The organism is Streptomyces roseolus (genome assembly GCF_014649855.1).
GTDB classification, from domain to species: domain Bacteria; phylum Actinomycetota; class Actinomycetes; order Streptomycetales; family Streptomycetaceae; genus Streptomyces; species Streptomyces roseolus.
Genome location: NZ_BMTV01000002.1, coordinates 77,573 through 101,924, shown reverse-complemented (window position 1 = coordinate 101,924; position 24,352 = coordinate 77,573). Strand labels below are relative to the sequence as shown.

The 24,352-nt window shown below is 74.7% G+C and carries 21 protein-coding genes; 11 read left to right on the top strand and 10 right to left on the bottom strand.

Annotation, left to right across the window (positions count from 1 at the left end; all coding sequences use genetic code 11):
- Positions 1-118: 118 nt before the first annotated feature.
- Positions 119-1,315: an NAD(P)/FAD-dependent oxidoreductase gene (locus IE245_RS02565; protein WP_189945013.1), complete on the top strand. Its 1,197-nt coding sequence runs from the start codon at positions 119-121 to the stop codon at positions 1,313-1,315.
- A gap of 243 nt (positions 1,316-1,558) precedes the next feature.
- Complete coding sequence (locus IE245_RS02560) at positions 1,559-3,601, top strand: PIG-L family deacetylase (protein ID WP_189945011.1); 2,043 nt, start codon at positions 1,559-1,561, stop codon at positions 3,599-3,601.
- A gap of 75 nt (positions 3,602-3,676) precedes the next feature.
- Here IE245_RS02560 and IE245_RS02555 read toward each other — a convergent pair whose 3' ends face one another.
- Positions 3,677-4,867: a cytochrome P450 family protein gene (locus IE245_RS02555; protein ID WP_189945265.1), complete on the bottom strand. Its 1,191-nt coding sequence runs from the start codon at positions 4,865-4,867 to the stop codon at positions 3,677-3,679.
- A gap of 50 nt (positions 4,868-4,917) precedes the next feature.
- Positions 4,918-6,201 carry a cytochrome P450 family protein gene (locus IE245_RS02550; protein WP_189945009.1) on the bottom strand — a complete coding sequence of 428 codons (1,284 nt, stop codon included), beginning with the start codon at positions 6,199-6,201 and terminating at the stop codon, positions 4,918-4,920.
- A 209-nt stretch (positions 6,202-6,410) separates the two neighbouring features.
- On the opposite strand from IE245_RS02550, the gene IE245_RS02545 reads away from it, so the two are divergent.
- The gene (locus tag IE245_RS02545) at positions 6,411-6,842 is read left to right on the top strand and encodes a VOC family protein (RefSeq protein WP_189945007.1); all 432 of its coding nucleotides are present in this window, start codon (positions 6,411-6,413) and stop codon (positions 6,840-6,842) included.
- 12 nt (positions 6,843-6,854) lie between these two features.
- On the opposite strand, the gene IE245_RS02540 is transcribed toward IE245_RS02545, so the two are convergent.
- Positions 6,855-7,355, bottom strand: coding sequence for a GNAT family N-acetyltransferase (locus IE245_RS02540; RefSeq protein WP_189945005.1), 501 nt, complete (start codon positions 7,353-7,355; stop codon positions 6,855-6,857).
- Positions 7,356-7,419: 64 nt separating this feature from the next.
- Positions 7,420-8,781 (bottom strand): gamma-glutamylpolyamine synthetase GlnA2, encoded by a 1,362-nt coding sequence (gene glnA2, locus IE245_RS02535; RefSeq protein ID WP_030755173.1) that lies wholly within the window; start codon positions 8,779-8,781, stop codon positions 7,420-7,422.
- A gap of 203 nt (positions 8,782-8,984) precedes the next feature.
- Here glnA2 and IE245_RS02530 point away from each other — a divergent pair, with 203 nt between their 5' ends.
- The 4 genes from IE245_RS02530 to IE245_RS02515 all read left to right on the top strand — a co-directional run bounded on the left by IE245_RS02530 (position 8,985) and on the right by IE245_RS02515 (position 11,343).
- Entirely contained in the window at positions 8,985-9,425 is a 441-nt protein-coding gene (locus IE245_RS02530; protein WP_189945003.1) for a hypothetical protein, read from the top strand.
- Between the two features lie 68 nt (positions 9,426-9,493).
- Positions 9,494-10,171 (top strand): thioredoxin-like domain-containing protein, encoded by a 678-nt coding sequence (locus IE245_RS02525; protein ID WP_189945002.1) that lies wholly within the window; start codon positions 9,494-9,496, stop codon positions 10,169-10,171.
- The gene (locus tag IE245_RS02520) at positions 10,168-10,803 is read left to right on the top strand and encodes a DUF305 domain-containing protein (RefSeq protein ID WP_189945000.1); all 636 of its coding nucleotides are present in this window, start codon (positions 10,168-10,170) and stop codon (positions 10,801-10,803) included. The genes IE245_RS02525 and IE245_RS02520 overlap by 4 nt, the downstream gene beginning before the upstream one ends.
- A gap of 120 nt (positions 10,804-10,923) precedes the next feature.
- Positions 10,924-11,343 (top strand): CBS domain-containing protein, encoded by a 420-nt coding sequence (locus IE245_RS02515; protein ID WP_189944998.1) that lies wholly within the window; start codon positions 10,924-10,926, stop codon positions 11,341-11,343.
- Here the strand turns inward: IE245_RS02515 and IE245_RS02510 are convergent.
- Genes IE245_RS02510 through IE245_RS02500 form a run of 3 tightly spaced genes read right to left on the bottom strand, consistent with a single transcriptional unit; the run spans position 11,328 to position 13,154 of the window.
- Positions 11,328-12,140: an alpha/beta fold hydrolase gene (locus IE245_RS02510; RefSeq protein ID WP_189944997.1), complete on the bottom strand. Its 813-nt coding sequence runs from the start codon at positions 12,138-12,140 to the stop codon at positions 11,328-11,330. The two genes, IE245_RS02515 and IE245_RS02510, sit on opposite strands and share 16 nt — an antisense overlap.
- Positions 12,137-12,961 carry a DUF998 domain-containing protein gene (locus tag IE245_RS02505; protein ID WP_189944996.1) on the bottom strand — a complete coding sequence of 275 codons (825 nt, stop codon included), beginning with the start codon at positions 12,959-12,961 and terminating at the stop codon, positions 12,137-12,139. The genes IE245_RS02510 and IE245_RS02505 overlap by 4 nt, the downstream gene beginning before the upstream one ends.
- A gap of 13 nt (positions 12,962-12,974) precedes the next feature.
- Complete coding sequence (locus IE245_RS02500; RefSeq protein ID WP_229851046.1) at positions 12,975-13,154, bottom strand: hypothetical protein; 180 nt, start codon at positions 13,152-13,154, stop codon at positions 12,975-12,977.
- Between the two features lie 236 nt (positions 13,155-13,390).
- Between IE245_RS02500 and IE245_RS02495 the strand changes: the two genes are divergently transcribed.
- Entirely contained in the window at positions 13,391-15,166 is a 1,776-nt protein-coding gene (locus IE245_RS02495; protein WP_189944995.1) for an NAD+ synthase, read from the top strand.
- Here IE245_RS02495 and IE245_RS02490 read toward each other — a convergent pair.
- Positions 15,132-16,370, bottom strand: coding sequence for an MFS transporter (locus IE245_RS02490; RefSeq protein ID WP_189944994.1), 1,239 nt, complete (start codon positions 16,368-16,370; stop codon positions 15,132-15,134). The two genes, IE245_RS02495 and IE245_RS02490, sit on opposite strands and share 35 nt — an antisense overlap.
- Positions 16,371-16,480: 110 nt before the next feature.
- A complete protein-coding gene (locus IE245_RS02485; protein ID WP_373305250.1) occupies positions 16,481-17,494 on the bottom strand; it encodes an endonuclease/exonuclease/phosphatase family protein in 1,014 nt (337 codons plus the stop codon).
- Positions 17,495-18,063: 569 nt separating this feature from the next.
- Between IE245_RS02485 and panB the strand changes: the two genes are divergently transcribed.
- The 3 genes from panB (at position 18,064) to IE245_RS02470 (ending at position 20,884) form a co-directional block, all read left to right on the top strand.
- Positions 18,064-18,927 carry a 3-methyl-2-oxobutanoate hydroxymethyltransferase gene (gene panB, locus IE245_RS02480; RefSeq protein ID WP_189944992.1) on the top strand — a complete coding sequence of 288 codons (864 nt, stop codon included), beginning with the start codon at positions 18,064-18,066 and terminating at the stop codon, positions 18,925-18,927.
- A gap of 110 nt (positions 18,928-19,037) precedes the next feature.
- Entirely contained in the window at positions 19,038-20,030 is a 993-nt protein-coding gene (locus tag IE245_RS02475; RefSeq protein WP_189944991.1) for an ATP-binding cassette domain-containing protein, read from the top strand.
- Positions 20,027-20,884 (top strand): ABC transporter permease, encoded by an 858-nt coding sequence (locus tag IE245_RS02470; protein ID WP_189944989.1) that lies wholly within the window; start codon positions 20,027-20,029, stop codon positions 20,882-20,884. Before IE245_RS02475 ends, IE245_RS02470 begins: the two co-directional genes overlap by 4 nt.
- Positions 20,885-20,907: 23 nt before the next feature.
- On the opposite strand, the gene IE245_RS02465 is transcribed toward IE245_RS02470, so the two are convergent.
- Entirely contained in the window at positions 20,908-24,231 is a 3,324-nt protein-coding gene (locus IE245_RS02465; protein ID WP_189944988.1) for an AfsR/SARP family transcriptional regulator, read from the bottom strand.
- Positions 24,232-24,352: the final 121 nt, after the last annotated feature.

The window sequence follows — 24,352 nt, the reverse complement described above, 5'->3', positions numbered from 1 at the left end:
CCCAGGCGCGTGACGCAGGTCACCTTCCGATCCTGTCAGGAAACGCGGGGCCGTCCGGTTCAAGGTGCGAACCACGCCGGAGAAACGGCGCGGACCCCGCGCAGACAGGAGCACGGTCATGCAGCACCGCATCGTCGTCCTCGGAGCCGGCTACACCGGCGCCGTCACCGCCGGCCGCCTCGCCCGCCGGCTGCGCCGCGAGGACGTCACCCTCACCCTCGTCAACGCCGAGCCCGACTTCGTCGAGCGGGTCCGGCTGCACCAGCTCGCGGCCGGCCAGGACCTCACCCCCCGCCCCTTCGCGGAACTGTTCGCCGGCACCGGCGTCGAGCTGAGGCTCGGCAGGGTCGCCGCCGTCGACGTCGACCGCAGGACGGTCCGGGTGGACGGCGCCGCCGGACGGGAGGAGCTCGGCTACGACAGCCTCGTCTACGCCCTGGGCAGCGGCTGGAACCACGGCGGGGTCCCCGGGGTCGCCGACCACGCCCACGAGCTGGCCTCCCGCCCCGGCGCCCTCCGGCTCCGCGAGCGGCTCGCCGCCCTGGAGGCCGGCCGGCCCGTGGTGGTGGTCGGCGGCGGCCTGACCGGCCTGGAGGCCGCGACCGAGATCGCCGAGTCCCGCCCCGATCTCGACGTGGCCCTGGTCGCCCGCGGCGCGCTCGGCGACTGGCTCTCCGAGAAGGGCCGCGGCCACCTGTGGAAGGTCGCCCGGCGGCTCGGCATCACCGTCCACGAGCACACGGCGATCGCCGCCGTGGCCGCGGACCGGGTGACCACCGCCGACGGCACCGCCCTCCCCGCCGACGTCACCGTCTGGACCACCGGCTTCGCCGTCCACCCGATCGCCGAGGCCACCGGCCTGGAGCTCGCCGAGGACGGCCGGATCAGGGTCGACTCCACCATGCGCTCGGTCTCCCACCCCGACGTCTACGCGGTCGGCGACGCGGCCCTCGCCCTCGGCCCGGGAGGCAAGCCGCTGCGCATGTCCTGTGCCTCGGGCGTCCCGATGGCCTGGCAGGCGGCCGACGCCCTCGCCGCCCGGCTCACCGGCGTCGAGGTGCCCGCCGTCTCCCTCCGCTACTTCCAGCAGTGCGTCTCGCTCGGCCGCGAGGACGGTCTGATCCAGTTCGTCACCGCTGACGACCGGGCCAAGGAGAAGGCCCTCACCGGCCGCGCCGCCGTCCTCTACAAGGAGCTCATCTGCAAGGGCGCCGCCTGGGGCGTCGCCCACCCGACGGGCGGCCTGCCCTCCCGCCGCCGCCCCCTGGTCCGACGGGGCCTCCGGGACGCGGCCCCGGCGGAGGCGACCGCCTGAGGCGGCCGGCCGGGGCGACCGTCCGGGACGACCGTCCGAGGCGGTCCGGCCGGGGCGGTCGTCACCGGACCGGTCCTCCCGGGGCCGGTGAGGATCACACGTGATGTGGGGCACATCAGGGGTTCTGGGGAACCCCGGGGCGGGTCCCGCCCTGTACACCCGTGTAAGCCGTTCGGCCCAGTGCCGCCCCGGCCGTGCCGTCAGCAGCGGCCCCCCGCCCCAGCAGAGAGCCCACCCGCGCCCATGTCCGTTCGCCGTCTCACCCGCCTCATACGCCCCTTCCGTCACCGGCGGTCCGCCGTGGTCGCCGGGATGGCGACCCTGCTGGCCGGGGGCACCCTCGCGGGCGTGCTCACGGCGACGGCGGCGCAGGAGGAACCGGCGGCCGGCGGGCCGGCGTCGCCGGCATCGGCGGCACCCGGGGCGGCGGGGGCCGCGCCGGTCTCCGTGGTGCAGTTCGTGTCGCACCCGGACGACGACCTGTACTTCATGAACCCGGACACCGCGCAGTCGCTCGCCGACCGGATCCCGCTGACCACCGTGTACCTGACGGCGGGCGAGGCGAACGGCGTCAACGCCCGCGCCGCGCGTGCCGCCGCGACGGCGCCGGACAAACCCGCGTACGCCGAGGCCCGGCAGAACGGCATCCGCGCCGCGTACGCCGAGCTCGTCACCGGCGACCGCACCAGCCCCTGGGACCGGACGGCGATCCGCACGGCCGGCGGGGGCGCGGCCGAGCTGGACACCCTGCGGGCCCGGCCCGGGGTGCGGCTGGTCTGGCTCCAGCTCCGCGAGGCCGGTTCGCCGTACGGCGACCGTCCGCACAGCCTGCGCGGCCTGTGGCACGGCCGGATCCCCGCGCTCGGCTCGCTGCGCTCCTCGGGGACGCCGGTCACCGACGACTTCGCGTACTCGAAGGAGCAGGTCGTGGCCACCCTGACGGGGCTGCTGGACCGCTTCCGGCCCACCTACGTCCGCACCCTGGACCCGACGCCCGGCACGGACGCGGCGACGGGACGGCTGCGGGACCACCAGGACCACGCCTACGGGGCGCGGTTCGCGCAGGCGGCACTGGCCCGGTACGCGCAGCGGCCCGGGCATCCGCGGGTCGGCGTGCAGAGCTACCTGGGCTACCCGAACACCGAGCTGCCGCAGGCCCTCGACGGCCGCACCGCCGAGGAGAAGCTGCGCAGCCTGCGGACGTACGCCTGGCTGGACGGGACCGACCACTGCGGCAGCCCGGCGGGGTGCGGCGACCTGAAGATGGCGGACCGGCCGCAGGGCCGCGGCTGGACGGGCACCGTGCGGCACGCGCGGGGCGCCTCGACCGGGTGGCTCCAGGCGGACGCGGACGGCGGGCTGCGCGCCTTCGGCGTCCAGGACGGGCGGCTCGCGACCTGGCGCCGGGCGCCGGGCGGCGACGCCTGGAAGGGCCCGGAGCTGCTGCCCGGCGGCGGGCTCGACGGCGGCGTCGACACCGTACGGCTGCCGGACGGGCGGATCGCGGTCTTCGCCACCCGGACCACGTTCGCGGGCCCGGCCGGCTACCGGCGCGAGGTCGTCACCGTCGAACAGACCGAGCCCGGCGGGCGGTTCGGGGCCTGGCGGCCGCTCGGCACGCCCGGGAAGCGGGACGAGGCCGACCGGACGCCGGACATCAGCGCGCCCGCGGTGACCGTGGACGGCTCGGGGCGCGTCTCGCTCTTCCTGCGCGACGGCGACCACCGGCTCGCCGGACGGGAGCGGACGCCCGGCGGCGGCTGGGGCCCGTGGCGCCCCCTCGGCGGGACCGGACTGCACGGCGACCCGGTGGCGGCGACGGACGCCGCCGGACGCCCGTACGTCTTCGCGGGCACCCGGACCTCGGTCCTGATGTGGACGGGCGCACCCGGCGGCGGCCGGATCGCCGGGCCCCGGCCGACCGGCCTGCCGGCGACCACGCTCGCGCTGAGCGCGGGCCCCTCGCCGGCGGGCGGCGGCGTCCGGCTCTGGTCCCGCGAGCCGGGCACCGGCGCGCCGCGGGCCGCCGACTTCGAGGGCACCGCCCGGCTCGCCCCGGTCGCCCCGCCGTCCGGCGGTGTCGCCGGCTTCGGCCCGGTGAGCGCGGCGGACGGCCTGGTCGCCGCCCGCTCCAGGACCGGCCGCCTGGCCGTGGCCCCGCTGACGGACGGCGGCGCCTGGCGCCTCTCCGGCTTCCCGCTCGCGGGCGCTCCGGCGGCGGGCCCGGGCGGGGTGGCCGCCCTGGGCCAGGACGGCCGCCTGCACTGGGTCCCGGCACCCCGCTGACGGCAGGCGCCTGCCGTTCGGGGCCACTCCGGTCGGGGCGCGCCGTCAGCGGAACGCGCCGGCCCGGGGCGGGGGTCAGGCGTCGAGGAGGACCGGGAAGGACTCCAGGTCGTTCTGGGTCATCACCGGGAGGTTGCGCAGTTCCTCGTCCGGGACGGCGAGGCGCAGCCGGGGGAAGCGGGCGAAGAGCGCCGGGAGGGCGATGCCCGCCTCGACGCGGGAGAGCGCCGCGCCGGGGCAGATGTGCGGGCCGTGGCCGAAGGTCATGTGCCGGTTCGGCGCCGGCCGGGTGATGTCGAAGGCGTCGGCGTCCGGGCCGTGCTGCTCGGGGTCGCGGCCGATCGCGCGGTAGGAGATGACCACGCCCTCGCCCTTCGGGATCACGGCGTCGCCGACCTCGATGTCCTCGGTGGCGAAGCGCATCAGGAGGTGGGTGGTGGGGGTGTCCCAGCGCAGGGTCTCCTCGACGACCGCCTCCCAGGAGACCTCGCCGGCCAGGACCGTCCGCAGCTGCTCGGGGTGGGCGAGCAGGGCGCGGACGGCGTTGAGGACGAGGCCGATGGTGGTCTCGTGGCCCGCGGCGACCATCGCCTTGAGGTTGCCGACGACCTCCTCCTCGGTCAGCGGCTCGCCGCCGTCCGCGGCGAGGATGAGCGCCGAGGTCAGGTCGTCGGTGGGCAGGGCGGTCTTCGCGCGGACCAGCTCCGTGTAGAAGACGTCGAGCTCGGCGAGGAGGGCGAGCCGCTCCTCCTGCGGGGTGAGCATCGAGAAGAACTTCTTGTACTGCCGGGTGAGCATCGCGTTCGCCTGCGGGTCGACGCCCATCAGCATGCCGACGACCCGCATGGGCAGCGGCTGCGCGAAGACGGACTTGAGGTCGACGACGGCGCCGTCCCGGCCGGCCTCCTCCAGGGCGTCGAGGAGTTCGGCGGTGAACTTCTCTATGTCGGGGCGGATGGCCTCCAGGCGGCGCGGGGTCAGCGCCTGGGAGGTCTTGGCGCGCAGCCTGCGGTGCTCCTCGCCGTCGACGGTGAACATGGAGCGGCCGGCGTCGATCATCCCGATGAGCGGCCAGGCGTGGGTGACGGCCCCGCTGGTCCACAGGTCCCAGGCGGCCATGTCCTTCACGAGCCGGGGGTCGACGAGCAGCCGGCGGGCGTCGGCGTGCCGGGTGACGGCCCAGGCGGGCACGCCGAGCAGGTCGATGCGGGCGAGCGGGCCGGCGGCGCGGATCCGGTCGGTCTCGCCGTCGAGGTCCCGGACCATCGGGTCGACGACGACGGGAGCGGCGTCCCGGGCGGCTGCGTACGGGCAGGTCACGAGGGGCCTCCAGTGGTGGGTACGGGGGTGAACCGGACGGGCAGGGCGGTGGTGCCGCGCAGGAAGGCGGAGGGGCGGCGGACCAGTTCCCCCACGGGGACGGCGAGTTCGAGGTCGGGCAGCCGGTCGAGGAGGACCTCGATGCCGGTCCTGGCGATGGTCTCGGCGATCTCCTGGGCGGGGAAGGGGCAGCGGTACTCGCCGTGGCTGAAGGCGAGGTGGGCACCGCCGCCGCCGCGTTCGGAGGGGGCGCCGCCGGGGACGCCCTGCCGGATCACCGGGTCGGTGTTGGCGGCGCCGAGGCCGAGCAGCAGCAGGTCGCCGGCCTTGATCCGCCGGTCGCCGAGGCGGGTGTCGCGGGACGGCCAGCGGCCGGCGAGGATCTGGGTGGGGCCCTCCTCCCACAGCACCTCGGTCATGGCGTCGGCGACGCTGCGGCGGCCGCCCGCCATGGAGTCGGCGAACTCGTCCTCGGTGAGCATCAGTCGGAGGGAGCTGCCGATCCAGTCGGCGGTGGTGAGGTGCCCGGCGGCGGTGATCGCCATCAGGTCGAGCATGTACTCCTCGTCCGTGAACTCCTCCGGGTGGGCGAGCATCCGGGAGGTCACGTCGTCGCCGGGCTCGGCGCGCTTGGCGGCGACGAGGCGGGCCATGTGCGCGCCGAACCGCCGGTGGGCGCCCTGCGCCTCGGGGCCGCCGTCGGCGAGCTCCTTCAGGACCCGGGCGATGTCGGCGCCCTCGTCGTCGGGGAAGCCGACGAGACGTGCGAGGACGAGGACCGGGAGGGGTTCGCAGAAGGCGGCGACCAGGTCGGCGGTGCCGCGGGAGCAGAAGGCGTCGACGAGCCGGTCGGCCAGCTGCTCGCAGTGGCCGCGGATCTCGAAGGGGTCGGCGGCCTCCAGGGCGGGGACGACCATCCGGACGTGCCGCCGGTGCTCCTCGCCCGCGGTGAAGTAGACGGAGGGGAGGGGCTGTCCGACCATCGGGAGCAGCGGCCAGTCGGCGGGGACGTGCGGCCACTGGTTCCACAGGCCGACGTCCCGGGGGAAGAGTTCGGGGTCGCTGGTGACCTGGTGGACCTCGCGGTAGCCGATGACCAGCCAGGCGGGGAGGCCGCCGGGGAGTTCGACGGGGACGACGGGGCCGTGGTCGCGGCGCATGGACCGGTAGAGGGCCTGGGGGTCGGTGTGGAAGCCGGGCCCGGAGAGCGGGACGGCCGCGGGGCATCCGGGCGGAGGTACGGCGTCGGAGGCGGGCCCGGCGGTGGGGGAGGGCGTCATCTGTCCTGTCTCCTGCGGTGGCGGCCAACGCGTGGTCACTATAGGGAGGTTGGACGACGCCGAAGCGGTCGTTCCCGATCCTTCTCACCCTTTGAGCGAAAGGATCAGGTCAGTCGACCGAAGGCAAGGTGATTTTCCGTCAAGTCGCCCCGTCAAGTCGCCCGCGTGGAGGGCGTGCGCGACGGGGCCGGGTGCGGGACGGTGGTCCCATGCACTGGACACTGGAAGTCGTCCCGGTCCCCGTCACCGACATGGACCGGGCCAAGGAGTTCTACGCCGACGCGTGCGGCTTCGTCATCGACCTGGACGACGAGGTCGCCCCCGGGACGCGGATCATCCAGGCGACCCCGCCGGGCTCGCGCTGCTCCGTCGCCCTGATCTCCGGCATGCCGCCGATGCCCGGCACGAAGAGCATGACCCCCGGCAGCCTGCACGGCCTCCAGCTGTGCGTCACCGACATCGAGGCGGCCCGGGACGCGCTCGCCGGGAGGGGCGTCGACGTCTCCCCCGTGATGCACGTCGGGGCGACGGGCTGGGAGGAGGGCAAGGGCGGCACCTGGAACTCCTTCCTCACCTTCGAGGACCCCGACGGCAACGGCTGGGTGGTCCAGGAGGCCCCCTCGGACCTCACCGAGCGCTGAACGACGGCGCTCCTACGGCTCCAGCTCCACGAGGAACCGCACGAGCCCGCCCTCCTCCGCCACGCGCCGCATCCCGGCCCGCTCCATGACGCGGTGGGAGGCGGCGTTGGCGGGATCGGCGTCGCCCCGCAGCACCGCGGCCCCGGCCGACCGGGCGATGCCGATCACCGCGGCGAGCGCCTCGGAGGCGTACCCCTTCCCCCGCTCCCCCGGCACGATCCCGTACCCCACGGTCACGGCCCCGTCCGGCCCGGGCGGCCCGTGGAACCCGATCCCGCCCACGACGAGCCCGCTCTCCGCGACCCGTACCCGATACGTGCGGAACGCCCCCGGATCCCCCTCCTCGGCGCACCTCCGCAGGAACGCGCCGACCGAGGCGAGGTCCCCCGCTCCCGGATACCCCTCCGCCCACCGCTCCCCCGGCAGGGGCTCGCGCGCGACGACCCGCTCGCCCTCGGCGACGGTCAGGGGGTGCAGGAGCAGCCGCGCGGTGGCGACGGATTCGATCTTCACCCGGGCAGTCTGGACACCCCCGCCCCCCGCGGCAACACCTTTCCCGCCGCCCACCCGCCAGGGGCTACAGCACCGGCAGGTTCTTGCGCAGCTCGAAGGCGGTGACCTCGGAGCGGTACTCCTCCCACTCCTGCTTCTTGTTGCGCAGGAAGAAGTCGAAGACGTGCTCGCCGAGGGTCTCGGCGACCAGTTCGGACTTCTCCATGAGGGCGATGGCCTCGCCGAGGTTCTGCGGGAGGGGCTCGATGCCCATGGCGCGGCGCTCGGAGTCGGAGAGGGCCCAGACGTCGTCGTCGGCGCCGGCGGGGAGTTCGTAGCCCTCCTCGATGCCCTTGAGGCCGGCGGCGAGGAGGACCGCGTACGTCAGGTACGGGTTGGCGCCGGAGTCGATGGAGCGGACCTCGACGCGGGAGGAGCCGGTCTTGCCGGGCTTGTACATGGGGACGCGGATGAGGGCGGAGCGGTTGTTGTGGCCCCAGCAGATGTACGAGGGGGCTTCGCCGCCCGAGCCGGCGGTGCGGGAGGAGCCGCCCCAGATGCGCTTGTACGAGTTGACCCACTGGTTGGTGACGGCGGAGATCTCGCCCGCGTGCTTGAGGAGGCCCGCGATGAAGGAGCGGCCCACCTTGGAGAGCTGGTACTCGGCGCCCGACTCGTAGAAGGCGTTCCGGTCGCCCTCGAAGAGGGAGAGGTGGGTGTGCATGCCCGAGCCGGGGTAGTCCGAGAACGGCTTCGGCATGAAGGTCGCCTGCACGCCCTGCTCCAGCGCCACCTGCTTCATGACCAGGCGGAAGGTCATGATGTTGTCGGCGGTGGAGAGCGCGTCGGCGTAGCGGAGGTCGATCTCCTGCTGGCCCGGGGCTCCCTCGTGGTGGGAGAACTCGACCGAGATGCCCATCGACTCCAGCATGGTGATGGCCTGGCGGCGGAAGTCCATGCCGACGTTCTGCGGGGTGTGGTCGAAGTAGCCGGAGTTGTCGGCCGGGGTGGGGCGCGAGCCGTCGAGCGGCTTGTCCTTCAGCAGGAAGAACTCGATCTCGGGATGGGTGTAGAAGGTGAAGCCGAGGTCGGACGCCTTGGCGAGGGCCCGCTTGAGGACGAAGCGCGGGTCCGCGAAGGACGGCGAGCCGTCCGGCATGAGGATGTCGCAGAACATCCGGGCGGTGCCGGGGGCCTCGGCCCGCCAGGGCAGGATCTGGAAGGTGCCCGGGTCCGGCTTGGCGATCATGTCGGACTCGTAGACGCGGGCGAAGCCCTCGATCGCGGAGCCGTCGAAGCCGATGCCCTCGTCGAAGGCCTGTTCCAGCTCGGCGGGGGCGACGGCGACCGACTTGAGGAAGCCGAGCACGTCGGTGAACCACAGGCGCACGAAGCGGATGTCGCGCTCTTCGAGCGTACGGAGCACAAATTCCTGCTGCTTGTCCATTTCCACACCCATCCTCGCTGGTCAGGCCGCCTGCTCCCACCGCCTCGGGCACATCGGGGGGCACCTGAGCATCCCACCACATGGTTTCGCGCACGTTGCACACCCATACTGCCTGTTCGGGTGTGACACAGGTAACCGAGGACCCGGGGAAGTCCTACCCCGTTCGGCCCACGGAGCGCCCTCTCCCACTACGATCTGCGCCCATGGGGGCCCTACGGCTCGAACGCCCGTACCGGCACGCGCGTCCCATGGCACTGGTGAGTGCCGTGGCGACGCTCCTCGCCGCGCTCTTCGTCTGTCTGGGGAGCGGCCCGCCGGGGCCGGGCGGCCATCCGGGGCACGAGCGGGCCGCGGCCGCGACGACCGTCGGACCCGCCGCCCCGGGGGTGTCCTCCGGGCCCGCCGCCACCGCCGTCCCCGGCACCGGCCGGGCCGCGTACGTCTGCCCGTACGACCGGGGCGACTGCTCCCTCTTCCCGGCCCTCTCCCCCGCGGTGCTGAGCGCCCCGCCCCTCGATCCGCCGCTGCACACCGAGGACCGGCTGCCGCGCGTCGACGCGCTCGCCGGCGAGGGCGCGGGGCGGGATCCCGGGGTGCGGCCGCGCGCCCCGGACCTGCACGTCCTTCAAGTTCTCCGGACCTAGGGCGGCCCCGCCCTCCCCACGAACGACGACTTCCCCCTTTTTATCTTTCCCAGAAGGACGACATCACCATGGCCGCCAACCGCTCCACCACCGCCGACCGCCGCGCCCGAATAGAGGAGATGCGCCGCGCCGAGCAGGCCCGGGAGCGCCGCAACCGCTTCCTCACCCTCGGCATCTCCGCCGTCGTCGTGCTGAGCCTCGTCGGCTTCGGCACCTTCGTGCTGATGAAGAAGGCCGACGAGGAGGAGGCCAAGGAGGCCGCCGCCAAGGCCCCCATCGCCGGCGAGAAGTCCTGGGACGCGGCGAAGCTGGGCCGCAACCACGTCGAGACCGCCGTCACGTACGACACCAAGCCGCCGGTCGGCGGCGACCACCACCCGGCGTGGCTGAACTGCGACGGCGACGTCTACGACAAGGCCGTCCCCGAGGTGCACGCCGTGCACTCCCTGGAGCACGGCGCCGTGTGGGTGACGTACAACAAGAAGGCCGCCGAGGCCGACGTGAAGAAGCTGAAGGACAAGGTCTCGGACACCCCGTACACGCTGATGAGCCCGGTCGACGACCAGACCGGCGCGATCATGCTCTCCGCCTGGGGCAAGCAGGTCACCGTGGACAGCGCGAACGACCCGCGGATCGACGCCTTCTTCACCAAGTACGTGCAGGGCAAGCAGACGCCGGAGCCGGGCGCGGCCTGCACCGGCGGCGTCGGCGCCGACGGCCTGGGCGGCGCCGGGATGGGCCAGTGACCCCCCGTCGCACCCGGTACGCGGCGATCACCGCGGTCGCCCTGTCGGTGCTGTTCGCCGCGGGCGCCGTCACGGTCGCCTCGGCCGAGCGCGAGGAGGCGCCCCGTACGCCGGACACCGCCTCGGCGGACGCCGGTTTCGCCCGGGACATGTCGGTCCATCACCAGCAGGCCGTCGAGATGTCCTTCGTCGTCCGGGACCGGACGACCGACGAGTCGGTGCGCCGGCTCGCGTACGACATCGCCAACACCCAGGCCAACCAGCGCGGCATGATGCTGGGCTGGCTCGACGTGTGGGGTCTGCCGAAGGTCGAGTCGGGCACCGCGCCGATGAGCTGGATGGGCATGCCCGTCACCGGCGACGCGGCCTCGAAGGATGGCGCGCTGATGCCCGGCATGGCGACGGACACGCAGCTCGACGCGCTGCGGAAGGCGTCCGGCAAGGACGCCGAGGTCCTGTACCTGCGGCTGATGACCGCCCACCACAAGGGCGGGGTGCACATGGCCCAGGGCTGTGTGCAGAAGTGCTCGGTGGACGTCCAGCGGGACCTCGCCCAGGGCATGGTCGACGCCCAGGAGTCGGAGATCGCGCTGATGGCGGACATGCTCCGCGAGCGCGGCGCCACCGCCTGACCCGGACCGGCAGGGCCCCGGCCCCCGTGACCCGCTGCGGTCGCGGGGGCCGGGGCGTGCCACGAGAATGAGAGGCGCTCGGGGACCGTACGACGACGTCCGACGAAAGGTACGCACCCCATGACCACGGCGAAGGACATCATGCACCCGGGAGCCGAGTGGATCCCGGAACACGAGACGCTCGACCGCGCGGCGCAGCGCATGCGCGATCTGAACGTGGGGGCGCTTCCCGTCGCCGACGAGAACGAACGGCTCTGCGGCATCGTGACCGACCGCGACATCGTGGTCCGCTGTGTGGCGATGGGCCACGACCCGGCGAAGGTGACCTGCGGCGCGATCGTCCAGGGCACGCCGCGCTGGATCGACGCGGGTGCCGACGTCGGCGCGGTGCTGGAGGAGATGCAGAGCCACCAGATCCGGCGCCTGCCGGTGATCGAGAACAAGCGGCTGGTCGGCATGATCAGCGAGGCCGACCTGGCCCGGCAGCTCTCGGACGACCAGCTGAAGGCGTTCTGCGAGAGCGTCTACGCGCCTTCCTGACCCGCCTCCAGGACGACCCGGGCCACCGTGTCCGGGGCGTCCCGCATGACCAGATGGCCCGAGGGTTCGGCCGCCTCGTAGCGGGCGCCGAGCACTCGGGCCAGCGTGCGCTGGCGGTGTTCCCAGCGGGCGGAGCCGTCGGGGGCGGCGAGGACGGTGACGGGGGCGCCGGGCGGCAGCGGGCGGGCGCGGCGCAGGGCGAGGAGTTCGGCGGCGACGGAACCGTAGGAGGCGTTCTCGCGGAGGGCGCCGCGCCAGACGCGTGAGGCGCGGTAGACGCGGCGGACGTCGGCGGGCGGTGCGGGGTCGGGGCGGACGGCGAGGCGGCGCAGCGCGGGGCCGACGGCGGCGGGCAGACCGAGGGCGGTGAGTGCGGTCCCGGCGGCCGCCGCGGCGGCGGCGAGGGCCGGGCCGCCCGGGCGGGGACGGTCCTCGACGGAGGAGTCGACGAGGACGAGGGCGGCGGTGCGCTCCGGGTGGAGGCGGGCGAAGCCCTCGGCGTGGAGGCCGGCGATCGAGTGGCCGACGACGGTGACGGGGCCGGGCGGGGCGAGGGCGTCGAGGAGGGCGGCGATCCGGTCGGCCTCGCCGGCGAGGGTGGGGGGCGCGGTGCCCTCCTGGGTGAGGCCGTGGCCGGGGCGGTCGAAGCGGACGACGGTGCGGTGCGGGGCGAGCAGCGGGACGACCGGGTCCCAGTCGAACCAGCCGAGGCCGAGGCCGGCGGAGAGCACGCAGACGGGTCCGTCGCCGTCGACGGCGACGTGGTGGGCGAGGCCCCCGAGGCGGACGAAGGTCATGGGCGGGTGCCCTCCCCGGACCGGGCGCCTCCCCCGGTCCGGGCGCCTTCTCCGGTCCGGGCGCCTCCCCCGGTTCCGGTGCGGGCCGCTCGCCCGGCCTCGCGTGCCGTCGAGACGGCGAGGACCGCGATCCACCCGGCGACGAGGAGGACCTGGAGGCGCTGGGCGGCGCCGAGGGCGCCGTGGCCCCCGCCGGACTCGAAGGAGGCGACGGCGGCGAGGGTCCAGGCGGTGGCGGCGAGGGTGAGGCCGAGGAGGGCCGGGCCGGTGCGGGCCAGGAGCGGCCAGAGGCCGTACCTGCGGGCGGCGAGGGTGAGGGCGGCCATGGCGAGGAGGGCGCCGGTCATGGCGAGTCCGGAGCTGACGGCGTGGGCCGTGTGGGTGGCGGGGACGAGTCCGGCGGTCTCGTGGGCGGCGCACGCGGGGTCGGCGGTGGCGGCGCAGCTCAGGGGGAGGCGGGAGTCGACGGCGGTGGCGGCGCCGAAGAGGGCGAGGGCGGCCCAGCCGGCGCGGAGCCAGGGCCGGCGGGCGGTGGGTCCGGGGTCGGTGCGGGCCCAGCCGGGGACGCCGGGGGCGGGGCCTTCGGGGGCGCGGGCGGCGCGGAGGGCGAGGAGGGCGCCGGCGAGGACGAGGAGGCCGGCGGCGAGGTCGGTGGCGCGGAAGAGGCCGCCGAGCGGCTGGTCGGCGGCGGCGAGCTCGGAGACGTACGTGCGGACCGGGTCGAGACCGGTCCGCACGACGGCTTCGAGGACCCAGGCGGTGTACGCGAGCGCCCCCAGGAGCAGCAGGACGGCGGACGCGCGCGTGACCTTTCCGGGCATACGGGGTCAGACGTCAGGGAGTGCCGGAAGGTTCCCGGTGGCCGGGGCGGACCCGTGCGGGCTTGCGGAACCCGAGGAGGGCGGCGGGGACGAGGAGGCCGGCGACGACGAGGAGGCAGAGGAAGATCGCGGCCAGGCCGTAGAGGGCCATGGTGGGCGCGGGCCGGAGGGAGGCGACGGACGCCGTGGTCATGAAGGCGAGCGTCAGCCAGGAGATGAACCGGCGCCTGGTGCCGTCGCCCTGGAGGACCGCCGGGCCCTCGGTCGCGGGGGGGGTCGGGCCGGCTCCGCCGGATCGCCAGTGGTCGTCATGGGCCCATGACCAACGGGGCGGGTCTTCTTCGCATGTCGGGGTGAAACGGTTCCTCCGGGCAGCGGCGGGCGCGGTTCCCAGGACATAGCGTCGGTTTGACGATTACACTGGGGGGCGTGCATCGACTACGCCTCGCGCTGAATCAGATCGACTCCACCGTCGGGGACATCGCCGGGAACTCCGAGGCGATCGTCCACTGGACGCGGCACGCCGTCGGGCAGGGCGCGCATCTCGTGGCCTTCCCCGAGATGGCGCTGACCGGCTATCCCGTCGAGGACCTGGCCCTGCGGCCGTCCTTCGTCGAGGCCTCCCGCGCGGCGCTGCTCGCGCTCGCGGAGCGGCTCGCCGACGAGGGCTTCGGCGAGGTGCCGGTGGTCGTCGGCTACCTGGACCGCACCGAGCGGGCGGTGCCCCGGCTCGGCCGCCCGGCCGGCTCGCCGGAGAACGCGGCGGCGGTGCTGCACCGCGGCCGGGCCGCGCTCCGCTTCGCCAAGCACCACCTGCCCAACTACGGCGTCTTCGACGAGTTCCGCTACTTCGTGCAGGGCGACACCCTGCCGGTGCTGCGGGTCCGCGGGGTCGACGTGGCCCTCGCGATCTGCGAGGACCTGTGGCAGGAGGGCGGCCGGGTGCCGGCGGCGCGCAGCGCCCGCGCCGGGCTGCTGCTGTCGGTGAACGCCTCGCCGTACGAGCGGGACAAGGACGACACGCGGCTCGAACTGGTCCGCAAGCGGGCCCAGGAGGCCGGCTGCACCACCGCCTACCTGGCCTCGACCGGCGGGCAGGACGAGCTGGTCTTCGACGGCGACTCGATCGTGGTGGACGCGGCGGGCGAGGTCGTCGCGCGGGCCCCGCAGTTCACCGAGGGCAGCGTGATCCTCGACCTGGACCTGCCGGCCGCCGACCCGGACGCCCCGGCGCCGGGCACGGTCGTGGACGACGGGCTGCGGATCGACCGGGCGGTCCTGGAGGGGCCGGCCGGGGAGCCGCTCCCGCTGACCGAGGCGGAGCTGACGGGCGGTTACGCGCAGCGGCTCGACGACGACGAGGAGGTCTACTCGGCGCTCGTCATCGGACTGCGCGCGTACGTCGCGAAGAACGGTTTCAGCTCGGTGGTGATCGGCCTCTCCGGCGGCATCGACTCGGCGCTGGTCGCCGCGATCGCCTGCGACGCGCTGGGCGCGGACCGGGTGCACGGGGTGTCGATGCCCTCGAAGTACTCCTCCGAGCACTCCCGGGACGACGCGGCCGAACTGGCCCGCCGGACGGGGCTGCACTTCCGCACGGTCCCGATCGGGCCGATGTTCGACGCGTACACGGCCTCGCTGGAGCTCACCGGGCTCGCGGAGGAGAACCTCCAGTCCCGGCTGCGCGGCACCACCCTGATGGCGATCTCCAACCAGGAGGGCCACCTCGTCCTCGCGCCCGGCAACAAGTCCGAGCTGGCGGTGGGCTACTCGACCCTCTACGGCGACTCCGTCGGCGCCTACGGGCCCATCAAGGACGTCTACAAGTCGGACGTCTTCCGGCTGGCCCGCTGGCGCAACCGGGCGGCCGAGGAGCGGGGCCAGACCCCGCCGATCCCGGAGAACTCGATCGTGAAGCCGCCCAGCGCCGAGCTGCGCCCGGGCCAGGTGGACACGGACTCGCTGCCGGACTACGGGGTGCTCGACCGGATCCTCGCCCTGTACGTGGACCAGGACCGGGGGACGGACGCGATCGTGGCGGCCGGCTTCGACGCGGAGCTGGTGGCGCGGACGCTGCGGATGGTGGACGCGGCGGAGTACAAGCGGCGCCAGTACCCGCCGGGCACCAAGATCTCGGCGAAGGGCTTCGGCAAGGACCGGCGGCTGCCGATCACGAACCGCTGGCGGGAGACACCGGCGTCCTGACCGGCTCCTCGGCGGCGAGGGGGCTTCGCGCGACGACGTGCGAGGCCCCCTCCGCGTTCCCGTCCCTGCGGTCGAGGAGGCCGGCGAGCACGGCGACGGCGAGGCCGACGGCGGCGAGGGCCGCGCCGACCAGGGCCGGGGAGGTCCAGCCCCAGCCGGCGGCGACGGCGGCGCCGCCGGCCCAGGCGCCGCCCGCGTTGGCGAGGTTGAAGGCGGAGTGGTTGGAGGCGGAGGCGAGGGTCGGGGCGTCCTTCGCCTTCTCCATGACCAGCATCTGGAGCGGGGTGGTGGTCATGAAGCCGACGGCGCCGAGCACCACCACGGTGACCAGGGCGAGCCACGGCACGTGGACGGTGAAGCGGAAGGCGACCAGGGTCACGGCGAGGGCGGCCAGGGAGCCGTACAGGGTGGGGCGCGGGGCCCGGTCGGTGAGCGGTCCCGCGGCGAGGGCGCCGGCCGTCATGCCGATCCCGAAGAGGGCGAGGACGATCGTGACGGTGGACTCGCCGAAGCCCATCACCTCGGTGGTCATGGAGGCCAGGTAGGAGTAGACGGCGAAGACGCCGGCGAAGCCGAGGACGGCGGTGAGCAGGCCGAGCAGCACCTGCGGGCGGCCGAGGGCGCGCAGTTCGCGGCCGAGGCCCTGGCGCCCGTCGACGGGGAGGTCGGGGACGAGCCGGGCGAGGGCGGCGAGCGCGGCCAGGCCGATGGCGGTGACGACGACGAAGGTGGCGCGCCAGCCGAGGTGCTGGCCGAGCAGGGTGGCGGCGGGGACGCCGAGGATGTTGGCGACGGTGAGGCCGAGGAACATGGTGGCGACCGCGCGGGCCTGCCGGTCGGGGCGGACGAGCCGGGCGGCGACGACGGCGCCGACGCCGAAGAAGGCGCCGTGCGGGAGGCCGGCGAGGACCCGGCCGGCGAGCAGCCAGCCGTAGCCGGGGGCGAGGGCGGAGGCGAGGTTGCCGACGGTGAAGAGGGCCATCAGCAGGAGCAGCATCCGCTTGCGCGGGAGGCGGGAGCCGAGGGCGGTGAGCAGCGGGGCGCCGACGACGACGCCGAGGGCGTAGGCGGAGACGAGGTGGCCCGCGGTGGGGACGGTGGTGCCGAGGTCGCCGGCGACGTTGGGCAGCAGGCCCATCATCACGAACTCGGTGGTGCCGATGCCGAAAGCGGAGATGGCCAGGGCTATCAGGGCCACGGGCATGGGTGGGAGACCCTTTCCGGATCCAGGGGTTTGTTTTCTTCCGAAACAAATTGTCGCAGATCCTGGAGGCCCCGGCGTACGCGTGGCTCGCGGCGGGCCGCGGAGGCGCCTCAGAAGGTGACGCGGGCCGCGAGGGGGAGGTGGTCGCTCTCGGTCTCCGGCAGGGCCCAGGAGGAGACCGGCTCGACGCCGCGGACCAGGATCTGGTCGATGCGGGCCATCGGGAAGGAGGCCGGCCAGGAGAAGCCGAAGCCGTCGCCGGCCGCGCCCTGGGTGGAGCGCAGCTGGGAGGTGACGGCGTTGAGGGCGCGGTCGTTCATCGTGCCGTTGAGGTCGCCGAGGAGGACGATCCGCGGCGCGCGGTCGTTCGCGATGGCCTGGCCGAGGGCGTCGGCGCTGGTGTCGCGCTGGTTTGCGGTGAAGCCGGCGTTCAGCTTGACCCGCACGGACGGCAGGTGGGCGACGTACACCCGCAGCTCGCCCCGGGGGGCGACGACGGTGGCCTGCATGGCGCGGGTCCAGCCCATGTGGATGTCGACCGGGCGGGGGTCGCGCAGCGGCAGCCGGCTCCACAGGCCGACGGTTCCCTGGACGGAGTGGTACGGGTACTCCTCCGCCAGCTCCCGCTCGTAGACCGGCACCACGTCGGCCTTCAGCTCCTCCAGGGCCAGCACGTCGGCACCGGAGCCGGCGAGCAGGCGGGCGGTGCCGGCGGGGTCGGGGTTGTCGGCGTTGACGTTGTGGGTGGCGACGGTGAGGTCGCCGCCGGGGGCCGACTTGTCGGCGACGAGACCGCCGAAGAGGTTGAGCCAGACGACCGCGGGGAGCAGCAGCGCGAGCAGCGCGGTGGCGGAGCGGCGGAGCAGGGCGAGGAGGAGCAGGACCGGCACGAAGAGGCCGAGCCAGGGCAGGAAGGTCTCGGTGAGGCTGCCGAGGTTGCCGACGCGGTTGGGGATCTGGGCGTGGAAGGCCATCAGGAGCGTGAGGACGAGGGCGCAGAGCGCCAGCACGATGCCGCGGCGCCAGATGCCAGGGTCGCGGCGGAGACGGCCGAGCGCGGAACGGAACCGGTCGCGGGACCCGGAACGGGTACCTCCCGTTCCGCCGTGCTCCGTCCCCGTCATGTCCACCCGCGCCATCGCTGCCCTCGCTCGTCTTGCCGTGCTGTTCGTGCCGTCCGTGCTCCGGGACCCGGGCTCGACCCTAGGCGATACGGGGCCCCGCGCACTCCCCCAAGGACGGCCACGGCGTGTGACGGGGTTCCGGGAGCGGGCCGGTTCGAACGGGCTGTGACAGAACGCGCACATTCGTGCGGGTCGCGGCGGGGTCAGTCCCTCGGCCGGACCCCGTCGAGGATGGCGTCCGCCACTCACGCTTGCCCCCCCCCGGGGTTCCGTCCGAGCGCCCGCCCCCCGGCGTCCCGTCCGAGCGGGCCGAGCACACCGGGATGCCGTCGCCACGGGTCTCCTCGGGCACGGACGCGGGGGACGGGGAGCGGGGCGGGAACAGGGACGGCTCTGGCATGGTCCGCTCCAGGGCCGTTTCGATACGGGCCCGTCTCGTGTCGGAAAGGGCGGGAGTGTGAACAGCGCCACTCCGGCCCACTTCCCCGCCCGCCCGGCGAAGTGCCACCATGGATGTGGTCCGGGGACGCCGTCAGGGCGCCTCGAGATGACACAAGGAGCCGTTCACCATGACGCTTCAGGCTGCCCAGAAACCGCCCGCCGACAGCACGAAGACGCTGTACGGGGGCAAGGGCTCGCGCCGTCTCACCGTCCACGACATCGCCGCCGCCAAGACCCGCGGCGAGAAGTGGCCCATGCTCACCGCCTACGACGCCATGACCGCCTCCGTCTTCGACGAGGCCGGCATCCCGGTGATCCTCGTCGGCGACTCGATGGGCAACTGTCACCTCGGCTACGAGACCACCGTGCCCGTCACGATGGACGAGATGGCCCTCCTCTCCGCCGCCGTCGTCCGGGGCACCAAGCGCGCCCTCGTCGTCGGCGACCTGCCCTTCGGCTCGTACCAGGAAGGGCCCGTCCAGGCCCTGCGCAGCGCCACCCGGCTGGTCAAGGACGCGGGCGTCCAGGCCGTGAAGCTGGAGGGCGGCGAGCGGTCGCTGCCCCAGACCGAGATGCTCGTCCAGGCCGGCATCCCCGTCATGTCGCACCTGGGCCTCACCCCGCAGTCCGTGAACACCATGGGCTACCGGGTGCAGGGCCGCTCCGACGAGGCCGCGCACGGCCTGCTGCGCGACGCCAAGGCCGCCCAGGACGCGGGCGCCTTCGCGCTCGTCCTGGAGCTGGTCCCGGCCGAGCTGGCCGCCGAGGTCACCCGCTCCCTCGACATCCCGGTCATCGGCATCGGCGCGGGCCCCGACACCGACGCCCAGGTCCTCGTCTGGACCGACATGGCCGGGCTCACCGGCGGCAAGGTGCCGCGCTTCAGCAAGCAGTACGCCAACCTCCGCGAGACGCTCGGCGACGCCGCCCGCGCCTTCGCCGAGGACGTGGCCGGCGGGGCCTTCCCCGCCGAGGAGCACACCTTCCACTAGGCCACCTCCGGCACCACCGACAGCCCGCCGACTTCCCCCATCGGCGGGCTGTCGCCCGTCTGTAGGCCGTTTGTCGGAGGGCTGTCAGCGGCGCCCTGTTCCATGGGGGCATGACGCGATCACAGACCAACGCCGTCGAGGTCCGGGGCCTCGTGAAGCACTTCGGCGAGACCAAGGCCCTGGACGGGGTCGACCTGGACGTCCGCGAGGGCACCGTCCTCGGGGTCCTCGGGCCCAACGGCGCCGGGAAGACCACCCTCGTCCGCTGCCTCTCCACCCTCCTCGTCCCGGACGCCGGGACCGCCACCGTCGCCGGCTACGACGTGGTGCGCCAGCCCCGGCAGCTGCGCCGCACCATCGGCCTCACCGGCCAGTACGCCTCCGTCGACGAGAAGCTCTCCGGCTTCGAGAACCTGTACATGATCGGGCGGCTGCTCGACCTGTCCCGCGCGGACGCCCGCCGCCGCGCCGACGAGATGCTGGAGCGCTTCTCCCTCACCGAGGCCGCCAAGCGCCCGGCGATGAACTACTCCGGCGGCATGCGGCGCCGCCTCGACCTCGCCGCCTCCATGATCGGGCAGCCGGCCGTGCTCTACCTGGACGAGCCGACCACCGGCCTCGATCCCCGCACCCGCAACGAGGTGTGGGACGAGGTGAAGCGGATGGTCTCCGAGGGCGTCACCGTCCTCCTCACCACCCAGTACATGGAGGAGGCGGAGCAGCTCGCGAGCGAGCTGACCGTCGTCGACCGGGGCAAGGTCATCGCCCGGGGCGAGGTCGACGAGCTGAAGGCGAAGGTCGGCGGCCGCACCCTGAAGGTCCGTCCGGTCGACCCGGAGCAGCTGCCCGCGATGGCGGCCGCGCTCCGCGAGACCGGTCTCGACGGCGTCGCCGGCGCGACCGTGGTGCCCGACGAGGGCGCGCTGTACGTGCCGATCCTCGCCGACGAGCAGCTGACGGCCGTGGTCGCGCTGCTCGGCGCGCGCGGCTTCGGCATCGCCCACATCGGTACCCATCTGCCCAGCCTGGACGAGGTGTTCCTGGCCATCACCGGCCAGAAGACCGCCGACTCCGACGAGTTCACCGAGGAGGTCGCCGCGTGAGCACGACCACGGTCACCAAGTCCCCCGTCGGCACCCCGGACCCGACGCCGGCACGTCCCCACCGCGCCGACGCCGAGGGCCGCATCGGCCTGCGGGCCAACCTCCGCCACATCGGCGCGCTCGCCCGGCGCAACGCCCTCCAGATCAAGCAGGACCCGGAGTCGATGTTCGACGCCGTGTTCATGCCGATCATCTTCATCCTGCTCTTCGTGTACGTCTTCGGCGGCGCGATCTCCGGCAAGGGCAACAACGACGCCTACGTGAACTACGTGGCGCCCGGCCTGATGGCGATGATGGGCATGAACATCGCCATGGCCGTGGGCGTCGGCATCAACGACGACTTCAAGAAGGGGGTGATGGACCGGTTCCGGACGATGCCGATCGCCCGCTCCTCGGTCCTCATCGCCAAGATCGTCGTCGAGGTCGGCCGGATGCTGGTCGCCACCGCGATCCTGCTCGGCATGAGCTTCCTGCTCGGGCTGACGATCCACACCTCGGTGCTCCACCTGTTCGCCGCCATCGGCCTGTCGATGGTCTTCGGCGCCTCGCTGATGTGGATCTTCATCCTGATCGGTCTGACCGTGAAGACCGCGCAGGCGGTCCAGGGCATGGCGATGATGGTCCTGATGCCGCTCCAGTTCGGCTCCTCGATCTTCGCGCCGACGGCGACGATGCCCGGCTGGCTGGAGACCTTCACGGACTACAACCCGCTGTCGAACCTCGCCGACGCCGCCCGGAACCTCATCAACGGCGGTCCGGTCGCCCACTCCGTGTGGATGACGCTCGGCTGGGCGCTGGCCATCACCGTCGTCACGGCGCCGCTCGCGGTCTCCAAGTTCCGCAAGAAGACCTGAGCGGCGCCCCCGCCGACGGGGGCTCAGGACTCGGCGCGCTCACTGATCGCGTCGGCGGCGCGGCCGAGCAGGGCGGCGGCCTCCTCTGCGGAGAGGCCGCCGCCCTCGGCGTGCGCGGCGGCGAAGGCGTCCGCACCGAGCGCCGCGCGGGCCAGCTCGGTGGCCCGCGCCAGGTTCTCCCGTTCGAGACCCGGCTCCCGGTGCCCGTCGGGCACGAGGGCGTCCCTCGCCCCGAGGAGCAGGGCCGCCGTCCGGGCCGCCCCGCCGCCGATCCCGGCGAGCGCCCAGGCCCCGACGACCAGATGGACGCCGGGCATCTGCGGCACCACCATCATCGACAACGGCCCCAGGGACCGCTCGTACGCCTGCGCGATGCGCGCGAGGGCGTCGGCGTACCGCTCCTCCAGGACGTCGATCCAGGCCAGGCTGCCGAGGGTGAACCCCTCGAAGACGGCGAGGGTCTCGCTGCTGAACTCGTCCAGGAGGGAGGTCAGGTGCTCCCGGGCCTCGGCGGTCCTCCCGGTCCTGCCGAGGGCCAGCGCGAGGAAGAGGCGCGCGCCGAGCTGCGGTTCGTGACCCGTGGAACGGTCGTCCAGGATCCTCCGCAGGATCGCCTCGCCCTCCTCGATCCGGCCCGCCTCGATGAGGGTGTCGGCGTACCGGGCCCGCAGCAGCTCCTGCTGCGAGGGGGCGCCGATCCTCTCCGCGTAGCCGATGGCGGCGGAGAAGTCCCGGGCGGCCGCGTCGTAGGCGAGCAGCCGCTCGTGGGCCTCGCCGCGGGCGGAGAGCGCCTCGGCCGCGCCCCAGGCGTCCCCGAGCCGTTCGAAGAGCGCCAGGCTCTCGTCGGCGTCCGCGATCGCCGTCTCGGCCCACTCGCCGCGGTTGGCCCGCATGTTGGCGCGCATGTGCAGGACGTGGGCGAGCTCCCACGCGTACCCGTGCCGGCGGCACGCCTCCACGGTGACGTCGAGGAGTTCGTGCAGCCGCTCCGGCTCGCCCATGATGAGCACGGCGAAGACGGCGAAGGAGCCGGGGAGACGGCAGGTCTGCGGCAGCCCGGGCCGGTAGACGGCGGTGATCTCGCGGAGCCGGTCCTTGCCCTCGGGGCTCGTCCAGCGGGCGGTCTCGTGGTCCATGTTGACCAGCTCGACGAGCCGCACCCCGCGCCGGGCCTCCCAGCGCTGCTCCTCGGAGAGCGGCGGCGGGGCCGCCGTGCACGGTTCGTGGAGGGGGACGAGCGGCGCGGCGGGCGGGGCGAACGGGTCGGGCCCCAGGGCGGCGACGGCCCGGACCCCCTGGAGGGCGTCGGAGCGCAGGTCGCGCAGCTGCCAGTACCAGAGCAGGGCGTGGACGAGGACGAGGGCCTCGTCCTCGTCGCGGGCGGCGACGGCCCGGGCGAGCGCGGTGCGGAGGTTGCCGTACTCGGCGTCGAGCCGGACCATGGCGGCGAGCTGCCCCGACCCGCGCAGCCCGGGGTCGGTGGTGCGGGCGAGCTCGCGGTAGTACGTGAGGTGGGCCCGTTCGGCCTCCGCCCTCTCCCCCGCCTCGTCCAGCCGCTCCCCCGCGTACTCCGCCACCGTCTCCAGGAGCCGGAACCGCGTCCCGGACTCCTCCGGCGCCGCCACCACCAGCGACTTGTCGACCAGCGCGCCGAGCACGGACAGCACGTCGGCCCCCTCCGGACCGGCGCAGACGGCCTCCGCCGCCTCCAGGTCGCAGCCGCCGGTGAAGACGGCGAGCCGCCGCAGCACCGCACGCTCCGGCCCTTCCAGCAGCTCCCACGACCAGTCCACCACCGCCCGCAGGGTCTGCTGGCGGGGCAGCACCGTCCGCGCGCCCGAGGTCAGCAGCCGGAAGCGGTCGTCGAGCCGGTCCGCGATCTGCCGGGGCGACAGCAGCCGCAGCCGCGCAGCCGCCAGCTCGATCGCCAGCGGCAGCCCGTCGAGCCGCCGCACGATCTCCTCCGCCGCCTCCGGGTCCCCGGCCACGTCGAAACCGGGCCGGGCCGCCGCGCCCCGCTCGGCGAGCAGGCGCAGCGCCGTCTCCTCCGGCAGCGGGCCGAGCGGCCGCAGCCGCTCCCCCGGCACGCCCAGCGGCTCCCGGCTGGTCGCCAGGACCCGTACGCCGGAACAGCGGGCGAGGACCGTCTCCGCGAGCCGGGCCGCCGCGTCCACCAGGTGCTCGCAGTTGTCCAGGAGCAGCAGCATCCGCCGCCCCGCGCAGTGCTCCACGAGGCGGTGCAGCGGGTCGCCGCCGGTGCGGAGCTCCTCGGCGCCGGCGCCGCGCAGCACGGTCTCGCGGGCGCCGAGGGCGGCGAGGACGGCCTCGGGGACGGCCTCCGGGTCGCGGACCGGGGCGAGTTCGGCGACCCAGACGCCGTCGGGCCAGGCGCCGGCGGCCCGCTCGGCCGCCTCCTGGGAGAGCCGGGTCTTGCCGGCGCCGCCGGGCCCGAGCAGGGTGACCAGGCGGGCGGCGTCCAGGTCCTGGCGCAGGGCGGCGATCTCCTCGTCGCGCCCGACGAAGGAGGTGAGCCGGGCCCGCAGGTTGCCGGGGGCGGGGGCCGCCTGGTGGACGGGCGCGGGGGCCGGTGCGGAAACCGGGGCCGGGGCCGGGGCCGGCGCCCCGGCGGCGAGCAGCCGCTCGTGGAGGGCCCGCAGGCCGGGCCCCGGGTCGGCACCGAGCCGGTCGGCGAGCGTCCGGCGGACCTCCTCGTACGCGGCGAGGGCCTCGGCGGCCCGGCCGGTGTCGCGCAGGGCGCGGATCCGCAGGGCCTGCAGGGGTTCGTCGAGCGGACGGTCGGCGCAGAGGGCGGTGAGCTCGGGGAGGGCGTCGGCGGCCCGGCCGAGGGCGAGCGCCGCGTCGAGCCGGCCGCGCCGGGCGTCCAGGCGGCGGGCCTCCCAGCGGGCGGCCTCGGCGTGCCGGTCGGGCAGGTCGGCGAGGGCGGGCCCGGACCAGAGCCCCAGGGCCTCGTCGAGGAGGGCGGCGGCCCGGGCCGGGTCCCCGGCGGCGAGCGCGGCGGAGCCGTCGGCGGCGAGCCGTTCGAAGCGGTAGAGGTCGACGTCCTCGCGGGCCGCGCCGAGCCGGTAGCCGCCGCCGTCCGCGGACGGGACCCGGTCCTTCCCGAGCGCCTTCCTGAGCCGGCCGGCCAACGCCTGGAGCGCGGCGACGGCGTCGGCGGGCGGCTCGTCGCCGTGCCAGACCTCGTCGACGAGCACGGTCACCGGGACGACGCGGCCGGGCCGGAGGGCGAGGGCGGTGAGCAGGGCGCGGACGCGCGGCCCGCCGACGGGCAGCTCGCCGCCGTCGGCGCTCAGCACGCGGGTCGGTCCCAGGAGGCAGTAACGCACTCCCCCATTCTCCGCGAGCGCCCCGCGGGCGCCGGGCGGCGGGGGGACCGGCGGGGAACCGGCGGCGGGAGCGGTACGTTCTCGCACCACCACAGCCAGTTCCGGATCGGGGGAGCCCGTG